The organism is Streptococcus australis (assembly GCF_019930045.1).
Lineage (GTDB): Bacteria > Bacillota > Bacilli > Lactobacillales > Streptococcaceae > Streptococcus > Streptococcus australis_D.
This window is the reverse complement of sequence record NZ_JAHZQQ010000042.1, coordinates 1-17,737: the sequence shown is the minus strand read 5'-3', so window position 1 is coordinate 17,737 and position 17,737 is coordinate 1. Positions and strand designations below refer to the sequence as shown.

Sequence of the window (17,737 nt, the reverse complement as noted above, 5' to 3'; positions counted from 1 at the left end):
TTTGTGTGAATACTTACAGTTTACCCCAATGAAACGCTATGAGTTTTTTTGTTGCACTATATTTTACAATTTATCTACTTAAAAAGATAGAGAATTCAATTGGAAGGCCGAGAGATTGCTTCTTTATTTCCTTCTCTAGTTTTTCCTCGATATTTTTTATGGATTTCTGCTCTAAAAACACTTTCTTATAGTCTGGAAGAAAAATAATAGATGAACTTGACCAGTCATCATGAAAAGTTGTTTCATTTTCCAATCGTACCGTTTGATCATCGTAGGTTTTCTCAGAGTAGGTGTAGCTTACATGATAAGTTGGGAATTCTAGGGCAGTCCAAGATAACTTGGTGATGGTTACTTTTCCATGAAGACCAGCTTGAGCAAGCTCACTGCTAACAACTTCTTTAGCCTTTTTGTAATCGCTCGATGTCATGATCTTACAACTGGTTAGAACCATCGTTAAGAATAAAATGGGAACTAGGAGTAAAAGGGAATAACCTTTGTTTTTCATAGGTCTACCTCCAATAATAGAAAACTTCCAAAAGTTAGATAGAGGACTATATAGGATGAAAGATTCTCACAAGTTGAATTACTCATCAACGTATTCATTTATCTAGCTCTATTCTACCATTATTTACAAGGAATGTCAGGAAAAACAAGAAAAGAGGCTGGGACAAAAGTCCTAGCCTCTTAATTGTTTTTGGATTGTCGAGCAAGACGCAGTGGTTGAGTGGGCTCTACTACGCTGGTTTCATCAGCTTTTACAGCCCTACTCAACTGTGCGGAGGTGGGACGACGAAGTCGAATTCTAACGAATTACCGATTTCTGTCCCACTCTCTCTCCGTCAATTATTATAAATCATCCCTGTACAGGCTTGCTCTGAAAGTTCAACAAAGCCCAGAGATTGGTAAAAGGCAAGATTCTTCTCGCTCCGTTCCGTGACGAGGAGTCGTTGATAGACATTGGGGAAGGTCGCTAAAGCCTCTTCTAAAAGTTTCCTTCCGATACCTTGGCGCTGGTGATCTGGTCGTACCAGGAGGTCCTGCACAAAAATGACAGAGTGGCCATCACCTACCAAGCGAATGTAGGCGACGAACTCTTTCTCATCATAGACGGCCAACTGCCAGAGACTGGTTTTGACAGCTTCTTCTAGCATAGTTGGGTTGTTGGTATAATTGGTCCAGCCGACCGAGCTGTAGAGTGCGACTAGGTCTGCCATCGCTGGAATCTCTTGTTTATACTCTAACATCTTAACTCCTTTTTAAGGTATAGTGCTGGAAGAAGGCCATATCCCGATAAGGGGATTTCTGGCAAACGGCCAGCTCCATTTTGAGCATGGACTCTCGCCATCCTTCTTGGCCCTTGAAGCGATTGTCCTGTAAGCCATAAAAGACACGAATTCCTTGGTAATCCTGGACTTCGAGGAATAGGTCTTCTACTGCTCTATCTAAATCATAGGCCTGGGCCAAGCCCATGGAGTGGGTTTCCAAATCTTGGCCGGCTAAGAGATCAAGCGCCTTCTGAGTATCATTTTCAAAGACGACAGTCTGTAGGACGCGCCCAACTTCATTGTGCTTGACAATGGAGAGGAGGCCACCTGGTTTCAAGAGCCGGGTGAATTCCTTGAGGACTGCCTCACGATCCTCTACATACTCCAAAACATTGTGGCAGAGGATGACCTCAAAGCTGGCATCTTCAAGACTTGCCAACTGATCCAGACTTCCGACCAGTTGCTGATAGGGATGGTCTTGGACCCGCAAGGCGACCATTTCTTCATTTGGTTCTACAGCAAGGACCTCATTGTCTTGCGCCAGGCGATTGGCCACGAGACCGAAGCCACTGCCAAAATCAAGGACCCGTTTTCCCTTGATGTCTTTTAATTGAGCAAAAAGGATATCATAATAGATCTGTCCCCAGGGTTGCCGGAGGTTCTCTAAATAGGCTTGGATATTTGCTGCCATCTGGCTCCTCCTATTTGTAATTGAACATCTTGCTGGCTAGCTTGTCCGAGATACGAGGGAAAAGGGTATAGAGCTTGTGGGTCAGGTTCAAGAGCCAAGGCAAATTGAGCTCGCGTTTTGCTTTTCCAAAGTTCTTCACAATCTTCTTGGCTACAAAGTCAGGCTCCAAAATATAGCGGTCTACAGCCTTGACATAGCTTCCATCGGGGTCTGCCTGGTCAAAGAAAGTAGTCCGAATGGGGCCTGGATTGACCGTCGTCACATGGACACCAAAGGGCATGAGTTCTAACCGCAGGGCATTGGAGAAGCCAATGGCCGCAAACTTGGTCGCCGAATAAAGGCTGGATTTGGCTGTTGCGACCAGTCCTGCCATACTTACGATATTGACGATGTGCCCCTTGCCTGCTGTCTTCATGTGGGCACCAATCAAGCGTGAGAGGTTCATGAGGGCAAAGGTGTTGACCTCAAACATCTCTCGCACCTGCTGGTCAGAAATGCAATCAAAGGCCTCAAAGATCCCATAGCCTGCATTGTTGACCAAGACATCGATCTGCCCATAGCGCTGATAGAGCTCTTCGACGAGCTTTTTGACAGCTAATGAATCGGTGATATCGATCCCGATGCATTCGGCTTGAGAATGGTCAGCATAGACTTGTTCTAGTTTTTCTTGATTTCTGCCTAAGAGAATAAGCCGGTCCTCAGGAAGGAGCTTGACCATTTCCTGTGCTATGCCTCCACTCGCTCCTGTGATGATGATAGTCCGCATCTTAGATCTCCACTTCTTCCAAGTCCTTGACCACATGGACCTTCTCAAACACAGTCGCGGCATCCTTGCGCAATTGACTGACGTCCTTGGAGAGGAAGCGAGCACTGATATGGTTGAGTAGAAGGCGTTTGGCTCCTGCTTCACGCGCCACTTCTGCCGCCTGCATATTGGTCGAGTGGCCATGCTTACGAGCAATCTTCTCATCGCCCTTGCCATAGGTTGACTCATGGACGAGGACATCTGCATTGACGGCAAGTCTGACGCTTGCATTGGTCTTTCTGGTATCTCCCAGGATGGTGATGATCTTACCAGGTCGAGGGGCTGAGATATAATCCGCAGCAATGATCTTGGTACCATCTTCCAGGGTAACATCCTGGCCATTTTTGACCTGGCCAAAAAGTGGTCCAAATGGAACCCCTGCTGCCTTGAGCTTGTCTGCGTCTAGGGTCCCTTCCAAATCCTTCTGCATGACCCGGTAGCCGACACAGAAAATGGTGTGGTCCAAGCCCTCGGCATAGACCGTGAACTTATCGGTCTCCATGATTCTCCCAAGTGAACCTTCATCGAACTCATGAAAATGGATCTTGTAAGGCAGGCGTGAACCGGAAACTCGCAGGCTGGTCAAGACAAAGGATTTGATCCCAACCGGTCCATAAATCTCTAGATCCGTCTGCTCTTCATTGGCCTGAAAGGCCCGGCTAGAGAGAAAACCTGGTAAACCAAAGATATGGTCCCCGTGTAAGTGGGTGATAAAAATCTTGCTGACTTTTCGAGGACGGATGCTGGTTTCTAAGATTTGGTTTTGTGTCCCTTCTCCACAGTCAAAGAGCCAAACTTCATTGATCTCATCCAAGAGTTTGACCGCTAGACTTGAGACATTACGAGATTTGGACGGCTGGCCCGCACCTGTTCCTAAAAATTGAATTTCCATTGTATTCTTTCTAACTTATATAGATCATAGCGGTCCGATTTTTCGATCGAACGGCGATTTTTCCTGGGTAGGCCCTAGCCAATTGAGACAATTCGTCCTGGTTGTAGCCAGTCAGGCGGATGCTGCCATCTGAAAACTCTTCAAATTGAGACAAAGCTGACAATTCCTTGGTCTCCACCACCTCTTGATCGTTCACCGGACGCATCAAGATCAAGCCTTCCTCTTCATAGACGAGATAGTGAGGGAAGATTTGCGCAATCTCAAACAAGAGGTCCATACGAATAGCTTCTGCTTGCTGAGCAAAGACTTGAGCCAAGCCCTTTTCTCGGTAGCAAAAGCCATAGGCCTTGCCTGACAGATTGAGACGGACAAATGGTTTGTCCTCCTCAAAGCTAGGACTGGTCTGATAGAGGTCAAAGGCCTCAGTGACTTGTTCATAATAGTCTGTTGCTGCTTTGGGGCTCTTCTTTTGGTAAAGCTCAGCAAAATAGGCATTGATGACACTGGGCGGTGGCGTGATAAACTGGAGCTTTTGCTCTTCTGTCAATCCCGCTAAGACCCGCTCCAAATAGACCTTGTCTAGACTGGTATAGCCTCCATAGCTGAGAGCGATATTAAGATAATCCATGATGATAAAACTCCTCTAGTCTCCATGCATTTTTAGGGGCGATGTAGCCTGTTATGACCTCACCAGTTTCCTCATAGGAACGCTCAGCCAATATGGCAATTGTCTCCAATTCATGGATGCGGTAGGCTTGATCAAAAGGAACCTGAATCGTAAAGGGATGGAAGAGCTCCTGCATCTTTTCAAGTAGAATGTCCTGCAGTTTAGTCCGACTATCGGGATCCTTGGCCGAAACCAGGCGATAAGGTGTCTGAGTAGGAGTAAAGTCCGCGACCTTATCAGCCTTATTGTAGAGAGTTAAGCGTGGAATCTCCAGCATCTCCAAATCCTTCATGATCTGAAGAACTGTCTTTTCATGCTCTTCATGGTTGGGATCAGAGGCATCGATGACATGGACCAAGAGATCCACATTCTTGCTTTCTTCCAGGGTCGACTTAAAACTGGTCACCAACTCTGTCGGCAAGTCCTGAATAAAACCAACTGTATCTGTCAGAGTTACTTGTAGATTGCCTGTTAGATGAATGCTCTTGGTGGTCGCATCCAAGGTCGCAAAGAGTTCATCTGCCTCGTATTGGGTCTTACTGGTCAAGGCATTCATAATGGTTGATTTGCCGGCATTGGTATAGCCAATCAAGCCAATCTTAAAGATGGGGGATTCTAGGCGTTTTTCCCGGACCACTTCACGGTTCTTCTCGACCACCTTGAGTTGACGCTCGATATCGGTGATTTGATTGCGGACACTCCGGCGGTTCAACTCCAGCTGACTTTCTCCCGGTCCACGGGAACCAATCCCCCCGGCCTGACGGCTGAGCATGATCCCTTGACCCACGAGACGGGGCAAGAGGTACTTGAGCTGGGCTAGATGAACCTGGAGCTTTCCTTCGTGGCTTCGTGCCCGCATGGCAAAGATATCCAAAATCAGCTGCATCCGGTCGATGACCTTCACACCCAAAATTTCTTCTAAATTCACATTCTGGCGAGGGGTCAAACGGTTGTTAACGACAACGGTCGAAACCTCATCCGCATCGACCATTTGGGCAATTTCTTCTAGCTTTCCAGAACCGACAAAGGTCTTGCTGTTGTATTTTTCTCTCTTCTGAGTGTAGACACCTACGACTTCTGCCCCGGCTGTCTTGGCTAGACTGGCCAACTCCTCCATGGACATGTCAAAGTTTTCCATCCCTTGGAGCTCGACACCGACAATGAGGACCCGCTCCTGTTTTTTCTCAGTTTCTATCATCTAAAAATCTTTCTATATCATGAAGAACCCGCTCCTTAAAGCCTTCTTCTCCAATCTGGTAAAAATGGACCATCATCCGATTGCGGAACCAGGTCAACTGGCGTTTAGCAAAACGGCGTGTATTTTGTTTGAGTTGCTCCAGGGCCTCCTCTAAGCTTTGCTCACCCTTGAAATAAGGGAAGAGCTCCTTGTAGCCAATCCCCTTAGCCGCCTGAACCTCAGGATGGTTGTGATAGAGCCACTGGGCTTCTTCTATCAAGCCCTGCTCAACCATGAGATCCACCCGTTGATTGATGCGGTCATACAAGGCTTGGCGATCATCATCTAAACAGATGATATAGGGTTCATAGGCAGGAGCTTGATTTTCCAAGTCCTGACCGAAATGGGCAATCTCTAAAGCTCGCATGGCCCGTCTACGATTGATCTGCGGGATCTTAATTCCCTCTTTTGCTACTCGCTCAAATAGTTCTTCATCAGTGAGAGGGGACAAGGACTCCCGATAGGCTAGGATATCCTCATGAGCAACATCCCCTCCTAGGTGATAACCTTCTAAGAGACTCTGGACATAGAGACCTGTTCCTCCAGCGATAATGGGAAGATGGCCCCGTTCTTGAATCTCATCGATGGCTTGGCTGGCCTCTTTGACAAAATCATAAGCCGAGTAGGTCTCTGTCACCTCACGGACATCAATCAGATGATGGGGAGCTGCTGCCTGCTCTTCTGGACTGGCCTTGGCTGTTCCAATATCTAGTGTGCGGTAGACTTGCTGACTGTCCCCACTGATGACCTCGCCCTGAAAGCGCTGGGCCACCTCGATAGCGAGGGCTGTTTTCCCAACAGCGGTCGGTCCCACTATCACAATTATCTTGTTTTTCATCGTTTTTCCTTGCAAAAATCGCATTTTTTCGTTACCATATATTATAACATAAATATTTAAAGTTCAGAAAAGGAGAAATTCTCATGGCTAAAGGATTTGGTAAAGGTTTTGTTACTGGTGTTGCTGGTACAGTTGCTGCTGTAGCAGGTGCAGTTTACACATTCAAGAAAAAAGTAATCGAGCCTGAAGAACAAAAAGCAGCTTTCATCGAAGAAAACCGTAAAAAAGCAGCACGTCGTCGCGTATCACACTAATCAATCAAAAAACTCCGGGAAACCGGAGTTTTTTGAATGGAAACAAACTATTTTTACATTAACTAGCTAGATAATATTTCAAAAATTTTTTATTAGATAAGCATTTAAGCAAATCTAAAACTTTCCGCCGTGAGAAAAAGTGCTTGAACCACTATGGTTCAAGCACTCGATAGTTTTGAAACCTTAGGTTCAAAACTAAGTCATGGAACTTCTACGAAGTTCGCTGACGTCCGCACTCACCTAAGGAAAGTTTTTCAAAAGACTTTATCTTCAATTTGAAGAGACTGGGACAAAAGTCCTAGCCTCTCAATTGTCTTTGGATTGTCGAGCAAGACGCAGTGGTTGAGTGGGCTCTACTACGCTGATTTCATCAGCTTTTATAGCCCTACTCAACTGTCCGGAGGTGGGACAACGAAATCGAATTCTAATGAATTACCGATTTCTGTCCCACTCTCTTTATGTGATATTACACTCCCAATCGGATATGAGGGAAGTGGTTGTAGAGGTAGTCAAAGGTTGACTGAAGTTTAGTGTCTGTTGTTTTACCAATGTTCTTAATAGGCATTTGGTATTTCTTTTGATTGTTTCGAACAGCAACTAAGGTTGAGTTTCTGTTTGAAGCAACGAAACCACGATGCATGGTGAGAATGTGGTGGTAGAGATGGACGACCTGTTTGAGATCAATCGCCTTGAAACCTCTATAGTAGGCAATGAGATGGTCTTTATAAACAGCAATTTTCAGCACATCGTCGTGGAAAGAAGCTTGTTCCAGCAGGATATTGAGATTGTTCTTGGCCTCTGGATAGGCTGCATAGATTTCTTCGTAGGCAGCGATATTTTTCTTGTGGCCGATAATTCCTATAACGACAAAGAAAACACAGAGTCCAATCAAAAACAGAATGTAGAACATGAATGCAAGATTGTCAGATTCAAATTCAGTGATAGAGATATAGGAGCTGCTTGACATTACTGTGATGACTTCGGGATTGTCTGCTAGGAGACCGCGAACGAGGCTGCCATAATTAGAGATATATCCCTGATTTTTTTTAGGGGAGTTAGCATTAACATAGGAGCCAACGATTCGGACAGGATTTTTTTCCAGCTCGCCCTTTTTCTCTTTTTCCAAGAGCTGGGCAATCTGTTTGTCTCCCTTTTTAGCCTGCAGACCAACATATCCGTCTTGGTAAGCAACCAGCCAAACTTGAGTATTATCTTCTACTTCAATCAGAGCCTCTGGAAAAATATATGACACTTCAGCATAGACTGCTGAATCTGCTCCGGGATTGCTATTTCGGTCATAGGCAGTCTTGGTGTTGACTTTTTGGTATTGGATAAATCCCATCACTGCAGCAACTGCTAGAAAAATAAAAGTAATTACCAGTAGGGCGATGGTACCCTGGTTACGTCTTTCCTTGAGCATAGCTCAACTTCCAAAATATAGTACAAAAAAATAATTTGATTAGCAAACTATCTTTTTTGTATAGTATAGCATAAATGCTTGACAAATGGCAAGAATGTGTTAAAATATGAATGAATATATAGATTGATTCATTCATAAAAGAGGCATGGAAATGGATAAAAAAAATGAGCTCTTGGCTGCGGCTAGAGAAGTATTTGCAGAAAAAGGCTATAAGGCAGCTGGAATTTCTGATATTGCTAAGAGAAGCCATATGGCTGTCGGATCATTTTACAAGTATTATGAGTCCAAGGAAGCTATCTTCTTGGAGGTTTATGTAGCTGAAAATAGCCATATACGTGAGGGAATCATGCAACGCGTAGACTGGCAGGGCGAGCCCGAGGCAATCGTTGAGCAGCTTTTTGCAGTCACTTTTGAGTTGATTTCACCCAATAAAATTCTGGCTGAGTGGAACAAGCCAGGCATTTCTCAGATTCTGCACGATTACTATAATCAGGATGCCGGACGAGCATCCAATGCCTTTCATCAGTTTCTGATTCAGACCTTCAGCCAGCGCTTGCAGGAAGAGGGCTTTTCGAAGGAGAAAATAGCTGAGATCATGAAGGTTTATGACTTGATTTATTACATAGACATGCATGTCACAGAGCAGGAATTTTCAGGCTACTTCGATAGTCTTGAGACTTTAGTGAAATATTTTGTTAAGGGGATTTTTTCCAAATAGAGGAAATTCCTTTACTTAGAAGCAAGCATGAATGAATTTTTAAAATCATTCATTCATAAACAAAAGGAGGTGATGTCTTATGTAGTGCGAATAGGAATTGGAAGGTATTCAAGAAATGTGATTGGATAAGTATAAAGTGAATTATTTTTTAAAAAGTTTTGAATGAATATTAGAAATCGTTCATTCAAAAACGGAAAGTGAGGAAATGAATGAATAAGCAAGGAGGATTTGCTATGAGCGGATTGGCTATTTTGGGTATCTGTCTGGTGCTGATTGGTCTTTTGACCATTGGTTACGGCGGTGCGACAGTTGGTTTTAGTTTAAGTGTGGATTTTCAGTCATTTTTAGTCGGAGGTCTCATCGTTGTCCTGATCGGAGCAGCTTTGATTCCGGGCTTGCCGGCAGTTGTTAAGCTGACGGCACTGGCTTTGACAACTTTGTCATTGCTGATGTACATTCACATGATGCCAGATTTAGAGTTCATGCTTATGCTCATCTCAGATGTCGTGGTTTTAGGCTTTGCGGCTTGGTTTGCTATCCTTTTTTTAAGAAAGTAGGTGATGAAGATGATTGTAGTTTATGATTCAAATACTGGTATTGGTAAACGATTTGCAGAATCACTGGGCTATCCGACCCAGACTATCAAGGAGAAACTGGAAGAGCCCTGTATTCTCATTACTCGAAATGCTGGTGCTGGGAAAATTCCCTGGTCTACCAAACGCTTTATCAAGAAACATCCTGGGCTGATTAAAGGTTTTGTTAATAATGGTGACTCTGTTAAACACGGCCGGACCTTCTGCGGGGCGACTGCCTTGATTATCGAAAAATATGGGCTCCAGCATATCTGCGATATTGACCGAGGCGGTAGTCCAGAAGATGTCGAGACTGTGCAGGAATTTTTGGCGGAGTGCTAGTCTCATCAAGTTTCGTAAAATGGAGGACTCGTATGTCTAGATTCAAGAAAATTGGGAGCTTGTTTCTGGCTCTGATTTCTGTCTTTATCCTAACGGCCTGCGGGCATGTACAGAAAGAGCCCGACACTTTAGATAAGACGGAAAGAAATTCTTCTAAACAAGAAGAAGCAGATCAGAATCAGGTAGACGCAACTTCCAGTGCGTCACAGAAAGATTGACTTTTTTGTCAAAATAGAAGAGCTTAATTTGTTCAATGATTTTTAGATCATCTGTTGACCTGTTTTGCGTATCAATAGAGGATGGAACAAAAGTCCTAGCCTCTCAATTGTCTTTGGATTGTCGAGCAAGACGCAGTGGTTGAGTGGGCTCTACTACGCTGATTTCATCAGCTTTTACAGCCCTACTCAACTGTGCGGAGGTGGGACGACGAAATCGAATTCTAACGAATTACCGATTTCTGTCCCACTCTCTTTTTGTGTTCTTATCGTTCTTTTAACATCTTAGTCGCAAGGTCTAGCATTTCCACTGCCTTTTGGTAGTGCTCGTCCAACAAATCGTAGACGGCATCTTCCGATAAGACGCCACAGTAGACCTCTTCAGGAAAGTCTGGTTGATTGGACAGTTCGACATCCTCCATGTAGACCTGGCTAGTGTAGTAATCGCGAAGGGTGATATAGCGAGACTGGCCAGCTTCCACTCGTTGCAAACAGGCTTCAAGCTCTTCGATTAAGCCTTGGTAGACCTTGAGATGGCTTTCCATCTCTTGGATTCGTTCGATAGGCGTCATGATGGATCCTTTCTATCTGCTAGAGAAACGACTTGCAGCTGCTCACCACCCAGTAAAATCAAATAGGATTCAAGCCGGTCCACCCCATAAGAGCGTCGGAGGGCTTCTGCGTAGAGTTCCAGTTGGGCTTGGTAGCGATCCAGCAATTCTTGAGGATTCCTGTAACGATCTGTCTTGTAGTCAAAGAGAAGGATCCGATCTTCCAACAGTAGGTAGCCGTCTAAGATCCCCCGGACCACAAAGTCCTGGCCACTAGCTGGATCCGTCTTGAGCATGGCAAAGGGCGCTTCACGATGGACCTTGTCGGACTCTTTCAGCAAGAGTTGGCCCAAGTCGGTCTGGAAGAAGGCCAAGACCTTCTTGAGGTCGATCCGCTTCTTGACAGCCGGACTGGCATTGACCTCTTGGAGGACCATTGCTAGGCTCTCCATGGTTGGAACCGTCGTCAATGGGATCCGTTGCATCAGTTCGTGCAGGGCACTACCGACTGCCGCCCCTGTCACAGCTTCTTCCTTGCCAAAGGTTGGAAACTCAAAGCTTGGTAAGGCAAGATCCGCTTTTTCCATGAAGTCCACTCCGTCAATATCTTGAATGGGTTCATAGAATTTTTTGATTTGACTTGGAGTCCGTACGCTAGGGAGTTGGATGGCTGCTTGGTACTGGGTGTTGAGCCGGTCCACTGATTCTAAGACATCTAAGGCCCGGCGAATCTCTTCTGATTGCCGGTTGTCCTTGAGGTCATCGACTGGGAGAGAAGACTTCAACTCCAAGTGACCGATTTGCTCCGGCGTCAAGTCTTGGTCGGTCACAAAGCGGGTCTGATAGGCCAAGTGTTGCTGGGCAAAGACTGCCTGGATGGCATAGAGCCAGTCTTGAAAACAATTGATCTCCTTACGAAGGGCTGGACTCAAGCGTCCATTGACACTGGCTCCCCATTTTTTCTCTTCTAACTTATCCTGCCGGCCCTTGCCCACCAGATAGAGCTTGCGCTCTGCCCGGGTCATAGCGACATAGAGGAGGCGCATCTGCTCCGACAAGGCTGCTAGACGAATTTCCTCGACATTCCGCTGGTAAGGCAGAGTCTCAATGACCAAGCGTACCGACTCGGGAAGTCCCTCTTGATCAGACTCGACGGGGAGATTCGCAACATACTTGATCCCGACCCCATTTTTTCGACTGATGACAGCATTGGTCGAAAGTTCCTTGCCGACAAACTTTTTGTCAGTATTGAGGATAAAGACATAAGGAAACTCGAGTCCCTTACTCTTATGGATGGTCATGAGCTGGACAGCATCCTTAGGAACTGCCTGGGCGACATTGGCCAAGTCGTGTTGGTTTTCCAGAATCTTATCAATCATGGAGATGAAGCGTGGCAAACCTTTGAAACTAGAGCTTTCGAAGTCATTTCCCCGAAGTGTCAAGGCATAGAGATTGGCCTGCCGTTGGGCTCCATTTGGCAGGGCACCCACATAATCATAATAGTGGCGATCTTGGTAAATCTTCCAGAGCAGGTCATAGAGAGAATGCGTCTGGGCATAGTCACGCCAGCTATCCAACGTCTCCATAAAGCGAGTGAGCTTCTCTCTCAAGCTGGAATCGATCAAATGAGGAGCACTCCCTGTCTGGTCTAGGGCGTGTTGCAGTTTCTCATAGAGATTCTCTGCCTTCTTGCCTTCAACTCCCTGTAAGGCTAAGCGAGCCAACTGGTCCTCATCAAACTCAAACATGGCTGATTTCATGAGGGCCACCAAGGGATAGTCCTGCAAGGGATTGTTAATGGTCCGGAGGGTATCCAAGAGGACCATGACTTCAACCGACTGGAGGTAGTTTTCCTCTCCACCATCCGCAACAATGGGAATCTGATAGGCTTCAAAAGCTGCCAGCACCTTGTCGTTGCGAGTCCGAGACGCCGTCAAGAGTGTGATATCCTTAAAGGAAACCCCTTCTTCGTTGTGGAGGCGAATAATCTCCTTGATGACCAAAAGGACTTCACCTGAGGATAGGCTATCCCCTTCTTGCTCATCTTCTTCAGCTGCTTCAGCCACATCCTGACTGCCATCGTAGAGCAGGAACTCAGTTTCATAGGCGGGTGTCGGCTCTTTCTTATCCGGATTGCCCGCAATCAAGCGGTGGCTCTGGTCATAGAGAATCTCCCCAACTTCCTCATCCATGAGCCGTTCAAAGACATGGTTGGTCGCCTCTAAGACTTCTACATGGCTACGGAAATTCTCCTTGAGCAGGATTAACTTACCATCAGCCCTGTCTTCTTGGTAGGCCTTAAACTTGTCATTAAAAATCTGAGGATCTGCTTGACGGAAACGGTAGATGGACTGCTTGATATCTCCCACCATGAAGCGGTTGTGGCCACTGGACAAGAGTTCCAACATCCGCTCTTGGGTGTGGTTGGTATCCTGGTACTCATCGACCATAACCTCGTGGTAACGCTCCTGATAGAGACTGCGGATATGAGGGAATTCTTCAAGAATCTGGATGGCAAAATGGCTGATGTCGCCAAATTCAAAGGCATTTTCCTGCTTCTTGCGCTCCAAATAAGCGGAGGAGAAAGCTTGGACAAAGTCCCTGAGCAATACTAGCAAAGGCAAGGGTTCATCCTTGAAGCGAATCTGATAGGTTAGTTGGTAGTGCTGGGAAGCTGCAGCCCGCAAGGCTTCGATGCGTTCCTTACGTTCGTCATTGAAGGCCGTAGCTAGCTCTTTCAGGTCTTCTTTTCGTGTCGTGATGGCCAGACTTCGTCCTCCGCTAGCACGGGAGATCAAGATCACCCGCTCCAAGACCTCAAAGATAGCTTCCTGGCTGGATTTCTCATTGAGACTAGCGATTAAGTCTTGAATAGCGGTGACATTCTCTTGGTACTTGGCCCCTGCAAAGACTTGACCTTCATTGGCCAGGTGGAAGGTAAAGAAAGATTCCAGTTCAAAGAGTTGCTCTTTTACCCCTTGGGCCAACTGGTCCAAGGCTTCATCATAGTCCAGGTCCTGATAGCCTTTGAGAAAGGACTCCTCAAGCCAGGCTTGGAGATCCGCAGTGGATTGGAGGAAGTCTACCAGGGCATAAACCTGGTCCTTAAAGCCAGCTAGCGACTTGCCCTTTCCTGTAAAGTTCTTGACCAGACGACTAAAGAGGCGGTCAGGCCCATGCTCCTCATAAAAGCGCTCAAAGACTTGTTCAAAACAGTCATTCTTGAGCAAGTACTGCTCGCTCGCACTTTGGAGGATGCGAAAGGTCGGGGAGAGGCCTAATAAATAGCCATATTTAGAGACCAGGCGCTGCGTGAAGGCATCCATGGTTCCGATATCACTAGTTGGTAATTCTGCAATTTGTTGGGCCAAGTGGTGCTTGAGCTCCTCATCCTGGCTTGCCTTAAGGCTCTTCTCCAACTCTTTTTCTAACCGTTCCTTGAGCTCAGTCGCTGCTTTGACGGTAAAGGTCGAGATGAACAATTGCTGGATGGAAATCCCCCGGTGCAATTGATCCAGGATCCGTTGGACCATGACAAAGGTCTTCCCAGAACCAGCCGAAGCCGAAACCAGGATATTGGTCCCTGATGAATAGATGGCTTCTATCTGCTCAGGGGTCCGTTTTCGTTCCTTGTCAGACTGGGCCTCCTGGATTTGGAGGTCTTGAATCTGCTTGGGACTTAAAAATTCAATCGGTTTCATTGATTCAATTCCTCCTTCATTTTTTCTAGCCAGGCCTGGCGGAGCTTGTCACCGACTGGGCGTTTCTCGTACTGTCTTGGATCCAATTTCTCCAAGAAGCGGGCTTGTCCCAGGTGGAGATTGGCTTCAAATCCCGTAATCGACTTGTATTGTTCTACATAGGGAGCAATGCTTCGTCCATTTTCAGTATAAGGGTTGATCGCAAAGTTACCAGACAAAATCCCCTCGGCTGCCTCTTGATAGAGATGGGCATTGTAGAGCAAGAGCAGGTCTAGCTCCTCTTGACTCAGGAGCATGGCCTTGTTTTTCTCATAATGCTCGCCAAGTTGGCTAGCCTGATCTGCCAAGAAAAGGCCCTTGTATTGCTGGGTTTTTAGAACGGCTTGGACAGCATCATCGACCGCCTTGGTATCCTTGAGAGGCACCAAAGGATCCGTCATCTGCAAGTACATGGCTCCAAAAATCCCCTTGTCAGGATCAAAGTCCTGAAAGTCTTTGATAGCGGACAGATAGGTTGGCAATTGGGAGTTGAGACCGTTAAAGAACTTCTCAAAATTAAACTTGGTCTCACTGGACTTGTAGTCCACCACTCCCAAAGCTCCTGTATCAGACAGCCGGTCAATCCGATCGACCTTGCCCTTGACCAAGAGCGGACGACCATCTTCTAGGGTTAAGAAGGGACGATCTGCCTGGCCGAAGAGAGCTTCTTCTCCAATGGTTTCAATGCGATCATTGTGAGCGAGGACACGTCCCGTTGCCCGAGCGGTATCCAGAAGCAATTCTTTTGAAAAAGCAGCCATGGCATTCTCCTGATAAAGGAGGGCAAACTCTGTCTCCTGGCTGGTTTCGCGAATGGCCTTGTTCAAGCGCTCATCAAAATCTCCTTCTGAAGGATCTTTTAGCACCCGTTCAAAAATTCGGTGCAAGAAATTCCCATGGCTTCTCGCATCTGGTCGCAAGTGCCACTCCTCTTGCAAGCCCAAGACATAGTGGAGATAATAGCTGTATTGGTTTTGGTAGTAGGTGTTGAGAGCTGAAGCAGATAAAGACAGAGCCTGACCTTTAGGATAAAGGGCTTCAAGGGTCTCATCTTCTAGGACCTTGGTCGTCAAGTTTTGGCTAATTTGTGGGATGTGCAAGTCTTCTGACGCTAATTTCTTCCGAAGGACACGAATGGCAACCGCCCAGAAGGTCGCTTCTTCCTTGCTCAACTCCTGGTCAATTTCTCCCTGGTGCAATTCAATCAATCGAGCTAAGAGAGCCTGGTAAGAACCCATGTCTTGACTAGAGGCTGTTGCCTTCTTCGAAATGACAGATAAATTGAGGGGGGCCTTGGTCAGCTCGAGCAAGTAAGGGGACATCTTGTCATCCACCTCGTTGACTAAAATAGGACTGGACAAGACCAACTGTTTGGTGGCTGCATTGAAGAGGGACAGGGCGACGAAGCGATTCTTCCGTAAGTTGTCCTGACTGGCAATTTGGAGATTGGCCTGTTCGTCTGAAGCTTGGTTCAAGACCTGACGCTCCTCATCCGTCAGCAAGGATTGGTCCTTGGCAATCTTAGGGAAGCGCTCCTGGGTCAAACCAATGGCATAGACATAAGGAGCTGATAAAGGCTCAATCAAATCATAGGACTGAACCGTCACCACATCGACAGTCGCTGGAACCGTCCGATAACTTGCCAACAACATCCCTGATAAGAGGATGCTTAGGAAATCATCCAAAGTCACCTTCATCTGTTCAAAAACTTGGGCAAATTGCTCTAGTACATGGCTAAAGGACTTCCAGACTTGATCATAGCGTTCCATCTCCTGCTCTGAACCACGACCGGCCAACTGTTGCATATTTTGAGCCAACTGACCCTCCTGGCAAAACTGGGCAAACTTCTTCAGCAGTCCTTGGCTAGTCTGGCTCTTGGTCTTATAAAATTCCTGCAGAGGATTGATGACTTGCTGGCGAATCTGATTGAGACGCTCTAGGTCAAATTTGTCCTGGTGGTTGGCTGTAAAGTCACGAGAAAAGGCAGCCAGACCCTTGATCTCTGCAAAGCAAACATATTGTTCGAAATGGTCGATATCCTCTCGTGTTAGCGTCCCATAGAGCCCTGTCTTCAAGAGATTGACCACATCTTCGGTCAAAAAACGGTAGCGACGAAGACGGTCCAAGGATTCCACCCATTGGACCAGGGGATGCTGGGCCATGGATTCACTCTTTCCGAGATAGAAAGGAATCTGGTACTGGTCAAAGATGGTCTTGAGCTGGAGCTGATAAGCATCCACATCTCCCAAGAGGACCCGAATGTCTTTGTAACGCGCCCCCTCATACAAACGTTGTCGAATAGAGCGAGCGACGGCTTCTAGCTCTTCCTTTTGATGGTTGCAGGTCCAAATCTCTACAGCTTCTCGATCTTGATCAGACAGCTCTACATCGACTTCTGTAAAGTCATAGCGAGCTTCCAATATCCGCGTCATGCGGCTAAAGGCATCCTCTTTTCCTTGACCGACATAGCTTGGCGTGACCTGGTAGGTCCTAGCCAAGTCTAGCAAGAAATCGACACTGGCCTGGTAGAGATTGCCCTCACGAAAGCTCGAGCGATAGGCCTTCTCACTGGCATAGGCCCCGATAATGATCTCGACACCCTTGTCATGTAACAAATGAACCAGGTAGTCCTCCTCAGCTGAGAAACGGGTAAAGCCATCAATCACTAAGGCCAAATCCTTTAACTCCTCATCCAAATCTCCCTTGATAAGGTGAGAGGCAAAACTAGCCAACTTAGACTCAGACTCAAAGGCGCCTGCAACTAACTGGTCTTGAACAGCCTTCAAGATATGGACCAGATCTTCTCTCTTTTCCTGATCTGGCAAGGCATCCAAGTCGGATGCTGTCATCTGGGCAGACTGCAACTCATGAAAGAGATGGATCAATTGTTGGATAAACTGGGGATCCTTCTTGAGACGGGCGTAGACCTTGAGCTCTTCATCCGGCATCTGAGAAAGCACCTTAAAAAAGAGCATGCCGAGACCGATATCATCGAGCGACTCCTGCTGGTGACTTTCATTGAGGGTAAAATAGCGCGCCATCTGAGCAAAGCGCGTAATGGTAATGGCAAAAGAAGCCTTCTGGTCAAGGAGTTGCAAGACCTTTCCTTCCTTTTCGAAGGACAGAGAGTTGGGTGCGATATAAAAGACCCGCTTCCCTTCAGTAACCAAGCGATTGGCTTCATCCACCAAGACCTGGGTTAAAGGCGTTCGAATATCTGTATAGACTAATTTCATAATGTTAGAATTCCTGTAAAATGATAGTTCTATTATACCATCTTTGCGCCTTTTCTACAGGGTTTTTCCTAGAGTTCTGGCAAGTCAAAGCAGATAAAAAAACTGTACAAAACGTCCAGTTTTAAATTTTATACCAACTAATTTTGACATAAAATGGTTAGATAATTTTTTTATAAAAGTCTTTCTATATTTTTGAGTCATTTTAACAGAAATAAAACTTGCCCTGTTGTAAAATGAAGTGCAACACAAAAGACACGTTCATCTGATATACTAGAATTGCGAAAAACAGCATAA

The 17,737-nt window shown here is 46.2% G+C and carries 17 protein-coding genes; 5 read left to right on the top strand and 12 right to left on the bottom strand.

The window, feature by feature from the left end:
- Window positions 1–70 precede the first annotated feature (70 nt).
- The 8 genes from K1J10_RS08185 to miaA form a co-directional block, all read right to left on the bottom strand.
- On the bottom strand, window positions 71–505 hold the full coding sequence (locus K1J10_RS08185) for a hypothetical protein (RefSeq protein ID WP_223356686.1): 435 nt from the start codon (window positions 503–505) through the stop codon (window positions 71–73).
- Window positions 506–839: 334 nt separating this feature from the next.
- Entirely contained in the window at window positions 840–1,244 is a 405-nt protein-coding gene (locus tag K1J10_RS08180; RefSeq protein ID WP_195214004.1) for a GNAT family N-acetyltransferase, read from the bottom strand.
- A gap of 1 nt (window position 1,245) precedes the next feature.
- Window positions 1,246–1,956 carry a class I SAM-dependent methyltransferase gene (locus K1J10_RS08175; protein ID WP_195214005.1) on the bottom strand — a complete coding sequence of 237 codons (711 nt, stop codon included), beginning with the start codon at window positions 1,954–1,956 and terminating at the stop codon, window positions 1,246–1,248.
- A 10-nt stretch (window positions 1,957–1,966) separates the two neighbouring features.
- Window positions 1,967–2,722, bottom strand: a complete 756-nt coding sequence (locus K1J10_RS08170) for an SDR family NAD(P)-dependent oxidoreductase (protein ID WP_223356685.1) — start codon at window positions 2,720–2,722, stop codon at window positions 1,967–1,969.
- A gap of 1 nt (window position 2,723) precedes the next feature.
- Window positions 2,724–3,653 (bottom strand): ribonuclease Z, encoded by a 930-nt coding sequence (gene rnz, locus K1J10_RS08165; RefSeq protein ID WP_223356684.1) that lies wholly within the window; start codon window positions 3,651–3,653, stop codon window positions 2,724–2,726.
- Window positions 3,654–3,663: 10 nt separating this feature from the next.
- Window positions 3,664–4,284: a cystathionine beta-lyase gene (locus K1J10_RS08160; RefSeq protein ID WP_398577099.1), complete on the bottom strand. Its 621-nt coding sequence runs from the start codon at window positions 4,282–4,284 to the stop codon at window positions 3,664–3,666.
- Entirely contained in the window at window positions 4,268–5,518 is a 1,251-nt protein-coding gene (gene hflX, locus K1J10_RS08155) for a GTPase HflX (RefSeq protein ID WP_223356682.1), read from the bottom strand. The genes K1J10_RS08160 and hflX overlap by 17 nt, the downstream gene beginning before the upstream one ends.
- Window positions 5,505–6,395, bottom strand: a complete 891-nt coding sequence (gene miaA / locus K1J10_RS08150) for a tRNA (adenosine(37)-N6)-dimethylallyltransferase MiaA (protein WP_306790299.1) — start codon at window positions 6,393–6,395, stop codon at window positions 5,505–5,507. Before miaA ends, hflX begins: the two co-directional genes overlap by 14 nt.
- Before the next feature lie 83 nt (window positions 6,396–6,478).
- On the opposite strand from miaA, the gene K1J10_RS08145 reads away from it, so the two are divergent.
- Window positions 6,479–6,649: a DUF3042 family protein gene (locus K1J10_RS08145; RefSeq protein ID WP_003002781.1), complete on the top strand. Its 171-nt coding sequence runs from the start codon at window positions 6,479–6,481 to the stop codon at window positions 6,647–6,649.
- Between the two features lie 466 nt (window positions 6,650–7,115).
- On the opposite strand, the gene K1J10_RS08140 is transcribed toward K1J10_RS08145, so the two are convergent.
- Complete coding sequence (locus K1J10_RS08140; protein WP_223356677.1) at window positions 7,116–8,069, bottom strand: hypothetical protein; 954 nt, start codon at window positions 8,067–8,069, stop codon at window positions 7,116–7,118.
- Window positions 8,070–8,220: 151 nt separating this feature from the next.
- Here K1J10_RS08140 and K1J10_RS08135 point away from each other — a divergent pair, with 151 nt between their 5' ends.
- The 4 genes from K1J10_RS08135 (at window position 8,221) to K1J10_RS08120 (ending at window position 9,919) form a co-directional block, all read left to right on the top strand.
- Complete coding sequence (locus K1J10_RS08135; protein ID WP_006597143.1) at window positions 8,221–8,787, top strand: TetR/AcrR family transcriptional regulator; 567 nt, start codon at window positions 8,221–8,223, stop codon at window positions 8,785–8,787.
- Between the two features lie 209 nt (window positions 8,788–8,996).
- Window positions 8,997–9,344 carry a hypothetical protein gene (locus K1J10_RS08130; RefSeq protein ID WP_006596523.1) on the top strand — a complete coding sequence of 116 codons (348 nt, stop codon included), beginning with the start codon at window positions 8,997–8,999 and terminating at the stop codon, window positions 9,342–9,344.
- The gene (locus K1J10_RS08125; RefSeq protein WP_006596524.1) at window positions 9,345–9,701 is read left to right on the top strand and encodes a class Ib ribonucleoside-diphosphate reductase assembly flavoprotein NrdI; all 357 of its coding nucleotides are present in this window, start codon (window positions 9,345–9,347) and stop codon (window positions 9,699–9,701) included.
- 32 nt (window positions 9,702–9,733) lie between these two features.
- Window positions 9,734–9,919: a hypothetical protein gene (locus K1J10_RS08120; protein WP_006596525.1), complete on the top strand. Its 186-nt coding sequence runs from the start codon at window positions 9,734–9,736 to the stop codon at window positions 9,917–9,919.
- A gap of 263 nt (window positions 9,920–10,182) precedes the next feature.
- On the opposite strand, the gene K1J10_RS08115 is transcribed toward K1J10_RS08120, so the two are convergent.
- The 3 genes from K1J10_RS08115 to rexB are packed head-to-tail and all read right to left on the bottom strand — an operon-like array spanning window position 10,183 to window position 17,443.
- On the bottom strand, window positions 10,183–10,488 hold the full coding sequence (locus K1J10_RS08115; RefSeq protein WP_006596526.1) for a DUF4298 domain-containing protein: 306 nt from the start codon (window positions 10,486–10,488) through the stop codon (window positions 10,183–10,185).
- Window positions 10,485–14,168 carry a helicase-exonuclease AddAB subunit AddA gene (gene addA, locus K1J10_RS08110; RefSeq protein WP_223356676.1) on the bottom strand — a complete coding sequence of 1,228 codons (3,684 nt, stop codon included), beginning with the start codon at window positions 14,166–14,168 and terminating at the stop codon, window positions 10,485–10,487. The genes K1J10_RS08115 and addA overlap by 4 nt, the downstream gene beginning before the upstream one ends.
- Window positions 14,165–17,443, bottom strand: a complete 3,279-nt coding sequence (rexB, locus tag K1J10_RS08105) for an ATP-dependent nuclease subunit B (protein WP_223356673.1) — start codon at window positions 17,441–17,443, stop codon at window positions 14,165–14,167. Before rexB ends, addA begins: the two co-directional genes overlap by 4 nt.
- Between the last annotated feature and the right edge of the window lie 294 nt (window positions 17,444–17,737).

Excerpts from the sequence above, each read along its gene's own strand:
- K1J10_RS08180 (WP_195214004.1), bottom strand. The coding sequence starts at position 1,244 with ATGTTAGAGTATAAACAAGAGATTCCAGCGATGGCAGACCTAGTCGCA.
- miaA (WP_306790299.1), bottom strand. The coding sequence starts at position 6,395 with ATGAAAAACAAGATAATTGTGATAGTGGGACCGACCGCTGTTGGGAAA.
- K1J10_RS08140 (WP_223356677.1), bottom strand. The coding sequence starts at position 8,069 with ATGCTCAAGGAAAGACGTAACCAGGGTACCATCGCCCTACTGGTAATT.
- K1J10_RS08170 (WP_223356685.1), bottom strand. The coding sequence starts at position 2,722 with ATGCGGACTATCATCATCACAGGAGCGAGTGGAGGCATAGCACAGGAA.
- rnz (WP_223356684.1), bottom strand. The coding sequence starts at position 3,653 with ATGGAAATTCAATTTTTAGGAACAGGTGCGGGCCAGCCGTCCAAATCT.
- K1J10_RS08135 (WP_006597143.1), top strand. The coding sequence starts at position 8,221 with ATGGATAAAAAAAATGAGCTCTTGGCTGCGGCTAGAGAAGTATTTGCA.
- K1J10_RS08145 (WP_003002781.1), top strand. The coding sequence starts at position 6,479 with ATGGCTAAAGGATTTGGTAAAGGTTTTGTTACTGGTGTTGCTGGTACA.
- rexB (WP_223356673.1), bottom strand. The coding sequence starts at position 17,443 with ATGAAATTAGTCTATACAGATATTCGAACGCCTTTAACCCAGGTCTTG.
- hflX (WP_223356682.1), bottom strand. The coding sequence starts at position 5,518 with ATGATAGAAACTGAGAAAAAACAGGAGCGGGTCCTCATTGTCGGTGTC.
- K1J10_RS08120 (WP_006596525.1), top strand. The coding sequence starts at position 9,734 with ATGTCTAGATTCAAGAAAATTGGGAGCTTGTTTCTGGCTCTGATTTCT.
- K1J10_RS08185 (WP_223356686.1), bottom strand. The coding sequence starts at position 505 with ATGAAAAACAAAGGTTATTCCCTTTTACTCCTAGTTCCCATTTTATTC.
- addA (WP_223356676.1), bottom strand. The coding sequence starts at position 14,168 with ATGAAACCGATTGAATTTTTAAGTCCCAAGCAGATTCAAGACCTCCAA.
- K1J10_RS08175 (WP_195214005.1), bottom strand. The coding sequence starts at position 1,956 with ATGGCAGCAAATATCCAAGCCTATTTAGAGAACCTCCGGCAACCCTGG.
- K1J10_RS08130 (WP_006596523.1), top strand. The coding sequence starts at position 8,997 with ATGAATAAGCAAGGAGGATTTGCTATGAGCGGATTGGCTATTTTGGGT.
- K1J10_RS08115 (WP_006596526.1), bottom strand. The coding sequence starts at position 10,488 with ATGACGCCTATCGAACGAATCCAAGAGATGGAAAGCCATCTCAAGGTC.